This is a genomic window from Nonomuraea sp. NPDC002799, assembly GCF_053592075.1.
Genome location: NZ_JBSFVA010000110.1, coordinates 1 through 4,028 on the forward strand (window position 1 = coordinate 1; position 4,028 = coordinate 4,028).

Annotated in this window: 4 protein-coding genes and 1 pseudogene; all 5 read left to right on the forward strand. The window is 72.4% G+C overall.

Going from position 1 to position 4,028, the window contains the following annotated elements:
• Positions 1-291 (forward strand): annotated as a pseudogene (locus tag ACWD0F_RS51755) (carbohydrate kinase family protein); the annotation flags it as partial.
• A gap of 4 nt (positions 292-295) precedes the next feature.
• Positions 296-1,681, forward strand: a complete 1,386-nt coding sequence (locus ACWD0F_RS51760; protein ID WP_449890479.1) for an extracellular solute-binding protein — start codon at positions 296-298, stop codon at positions 1,679-1,681.
• Between the two features lie 2 nt (positions 1,682-1,683).
• Positions 1,684-2,562 carry a carbohydrate ABC transporter permease gene (locus ACWD0F_RS51765; RefSeq protein ID WP_449890481.1) on the forward strand — a complete coding sequence of 293 codons (879 nt, stop codon included), beginning with the start codon at positions 1,684-1,686 and terminating at the stop codon, positions 2,560-2,562.
• Positions 2,559-3,359: a carbohydrate ABC transporter permease gene (locus ACWD0F_RS51770; RefSeq protein ID WP_449890483.1), complete on the forward strand. Its 801-nt coding sequence runs from the start codon at positions 2,559-2,561 to the stop codon at positions 3,357-3,359. The genes ACWD0F_RS51765 and ACWD0F_RS51770 overlap by 4 nt, the downstream gene beginning before the upstream one ends.
• 16 nt (positions 3,360-3,375) lie before the next feature.
• A partial coding sequence (locus ACWD0F_RS51775) for a PIG-L family deacetylase (RefSeq protein ID WP_449890485.1) occupies positions 3,376-4,028 on the forward strand: 653 nt, incomplete at its 3' end.

A 4,028-nucleotide genomic window follows, 5' to 3' on the forward strand; every position in this document is an offset into this window, starting at 1 on the left:
GGCGGCTCGCTGGCCGCGCCCGGCTGGGGCGACATCGCCGACTGGTGGCACGAGGTGCGGGCGGCGGCCGACCACAGCGGCGCCTACGGCAGCTCGCTGGCCCGCCGCTACGCCTTCCTCGACCGCCTGGTGCCGACGGTGCCGGTGGGCGCGGTCCGCCGCGCGGTCGCCACCGTCGCCCGGTACGCCGACGTGGGCATGCCCCCCCAGATCCGGGGGCAGGGGCCGGACGAGCCCGAGGCCGAGGACCCCGGCACGCCTCGCGTGCCCGCACAGAAGCAGAAGGAGTGACACCATGATCGCCTCGCGGAAGCCGTGCGGTGCGAGGACCCTGGCCGTGCTCGCCGTGAGCGCGAGCGCCCTGGTCCTGGCCGCGTGCGCGCCGGGCTCCTCGGCCCCGCCCCCTGCCGCGACCCCGCAGCCGGGCGCGTCGGCGGTGCGCACCGACGCCGCCGCACTCGGCGACGTCACCCTCACCGTCTGGGACCAGGAGGTACGCGGCGGTCAGGCGGCCCAGATGAAGCAGCTCAACGCCGCCTTCCAGGCCGAATATCCCAACATCAAGCTCAACCGGGTCTCCCGCTCCTTCGACGACCTCACCACCACCCTGCGTCTCGCGCTGAGCGGCAACGAGCCGCCCGACGTGGTGGAGGCCAACAACGGCCGCGCGTCGATGGGCGCGTTCGTGAAGGCGGGACAGCTCCTGCCGCTGGACGCCTACGCCGAGGCGTACGGCTGGCAGCGGCGCTATCCGGACTCGGTGCTGCGCTACTCGCGCTACAGCGCCGACGGCAAGGTGTTCGGCGCGGGCAACCTGTACGGCCTGCCGCAGGTCGGCGAGGTCGTCGGCCTGTTCTACAACGCCGCCAAGCTGACCGAGCTGGGTCTCGCGCCGCCGAAGACCTGGGCGGAGTTCGAGGCCGCGCTGGCCAAGGCCAAGACCGCCGGGGAGGTGCCGATGCAGCTCGGCAACCTGGACAAGTGGCCGGCCATTCATGTGTTCGGCACCGTGCAGAGCCGCGTCGTCCCGGCCGCCCAGATCGGCACGCTGGCCTTCGGCCGCAAGGGCGCCTCGTGGAACACGCCGGAGAACACCCAGGCCGCTCAGCAGCTCGCCGGCTGGGCCGCCAAGGGCTACTTCAACAAGGGCTTCAACGGCCAGGGCTACGACCCGGCGTGGCAGGCGTTCGGCAAGGGCCAGGGCGTCTTCATGATCGCGGGCACCTGGCTCCTCGCCGACCTGCACAAGGCCCTGGGCGAGAATCTGGGCTTCATCCTGCCGCCGGGCGCCGCGGCCGGGGCCGCGCCGATCGCGACCGGCGGCACCGGCCTGCCGTTCGCCATCACGGCCAAGAGCGCCCATCCCGACGCGGCGGCGGCGTACATCGACTTCATCACCAACGCCGGCGCGATGAAGGTGCTCACCGCCACCGGCAACCTGCCGGTGGCCGACACGGCGGCGCAGAGCGTGCCGGCGGGGCCGCAGCAGGACGTGTTCACGGCGTTCGGCACGGTCACCGCGAAGGACGGCCTGGTGCCCTACCTCGACTACGCCACCCCGACGTTCGCCGACACGCTGGGCGCGGCGCTGCAGGACCTGCTGGCGGAGAAGGCCACCCCGCAGGAGTTCCTGGCCACCTTGGAGAAGGACTACAAGACCTTCGCCGAGAGCAACGGCTGAGCATGGCAGGGCCTCCGGGGGAGCCTCGCCGCGTCGCCTACCTCTATCTGCTGCCGGCGTTCGCCGTCTACGCCGTGTTCCTGCTCTATCCGCTCGGGCGCGCGGTGCAGCTCTCGCTCTACGACTGGGACGGGTTGTCCCTCGGCCGCTGGGCCGGCCTGGACAACTACGCCGCGATCGTCTCCGACGACGGGCTGCGGGCCGCCTTCGGCCACGCGCTGGTGCTCATCGTGTTCTACGCCGTGGTGCCGCTGGGGATCGGGCTGATGCTGGCCGCCATCCTCAACCACGCCAAGGTCCGCGGGCTCGGCTTCTTCCGCACGGTGGTGTTCCTGCCGCAGGTCGTCGCCATGGTCGTGGTGGCGGTCGCCTGGCGGCGCGTGTACGCCCCCGACGGCACGCTCAACTCGCTGCTGGAGGCGCTCGGGCTCGGCTCGCTGACGCGGGGCTGGCTGGGCGACTACGCCTTCGCGCTGCCGGCGGTCGGCGTGGTCGGCACCTGGTTCGAGACCGGCCTGGTGACGGTGCTCATGCTGGCCGGGATGAGCCGGGTCTCCACCGAGCTGTACGAGGCGGCGCGGCTCGACGGGGCGGGCCCGGTCCGGGAGTTCTTCGCGGTCACGTTGCCGTCGGTGCGCGGGGAGATCGCGGTGGCGCTGACGCTGACGGTGATCGCCGCCCTGCGGACGTTCGACCTGGTGTACGTCACCACGCGCGGCGGGCCGGGCGAGTCCACGTCGGTCCCGTCGTACGAGGTCTACCACCGGGCGTTCGGGCTCGGCCAGATCGGGTCGGCCGCGGCCATCGGCGTCACCCTGACCGCCGTCATCTTCGTGATCTCGTTCGGGATCAACCGGTTCGCCGACAGGAGGATCACGTGATCTCGCGCGGCGAGCGGCTGGCCAACTACGCCATCCTGTCGGTGTTCGCCGCGTTCGCGCTCTTCCCCGTGGTCACGATCCTGGCCGCCGCGCTCGGCCCTTCCGACAGCGGCGGCACGGCCGGGCCGGCCAACTTCGCGGCGGCGTGGGAGATCGGGCGGTTCGGCACCTATCTGCGCAGCAGCCTGGCGGTGTCGTCGTTCGTCGTGGTCGTCAGCGTGGTCCTGTCGATCATGAGCGGGTACGCGTTCGGCACCATGCGCTTCCGGGGCCAGTCGGTGCTGTTCTACCTGTTCATGCTCGGGATCATGATGCCGAGCGAGGCCATCGCGGTGCCGCTCTACTTCGACCTGCGCTCGCTCGGCCTGACCGACACCTTCTGGGCGGTCGCGCTGCCGCAGGTGGCGCTCTCGGTGGCGTTCGGCACCTTCTGGATGCGGGCCTACTTCCGCGCCTCCAGCCGGGCGATCGTCGAGGCCGCCCGCATCGACGGCGCCTCGACCTGGCGGATCCTGTGGCAGGTGCTGGTCCCGCCGGCCCGGCCCGCCGTGGTCACCCTGACCGTCCTGGTCTTCATGTGGACGTGGAACGAGTTCCTCATCCCGCTGATCATGGTGACCAGCGAGTCGTTGCGGACGGCGCCGCTGGGGCTGGCCTTCTTCCAGGGGCAGCACACCTCCGGCTTCACCCTGCTCGCGGCCGGCTCGGTCATCGTCGCGACCCCGGTCGTGCTCTTCTACCTGTTCCTCCAGCGCCATTTCATCCGCGGGCTGCTCCAGGGGGCGGTCCGCGAGTAGTAGACCGGAGGTTCGCATGCGTCCATCCCGCCGTCTCGCGGCGCTCGCCACCGCCCTCACCACCGCGCTCGCGCTCGCCGTACTGCCGGCCGTGCCGTCCGAGGCGGACACGTCCCCCATCGACCTCGACGCGCTGTTCGTCGGCGCCCATCCCGACGACGAGGCCTTCAGCCTGTCGACGCTCGGGCAGTGGAACGAGGAGCACGGCGTGCGCACCGGCGTCGTCACCGTCACCCGCGGCGAGGGCGGCGGCAACGCCGTCGGGCCCGAGGAGGGCCCGGCGCTGGGCCTGCTGCGCGAGGCCGAGGAGCGGGCGGCGGTGGCGAAGGCGGGCGTGCGGGAGGTGTTCAACCTCGACGACGTCGACTTCTACTACACGGTGAGCGCGCCGCTGACAGACCAGGTCTGGGGCGGTGACACCCTGGAGAAGGTCGTGCGCGTCATCCGCCAGACCCGCCCCGAGCTCCTGCTGACCATGGACCCGGCGCCCTCCCCCGGCAACCACGGCAACCATCAGCAGGCCGCGCGGCTGGCCGTCGAGGCGTTCTACGCGGCGGCCGATCCGAAGGCGTTCCCCGCGCAGCTCTCCGGCGAGGGCCTGCGGCCGTACGCGCCCGCCCGGCTGCTGCTCGGCGGCGGGCGCGGCACCTCCAGGCCGGGCCCCGACTG

Coding starts and splice junctions, on each gene's coding strand:
- ACWD0F_RS51765 (WP_449890481.1), top strand. CDS start 1,684: ATGGCAGGGCCTCCGGGGGAGCCTCGCCGCGTCGCCTACCTCTATCTG.
- ACWD0F_RS51760 (WP_449890479.1), top strand. CDS start 296: ATGATCGCCTCGCGGAAGCCGTGCGGTGCGAGGACCCTGGCCGTGCTC.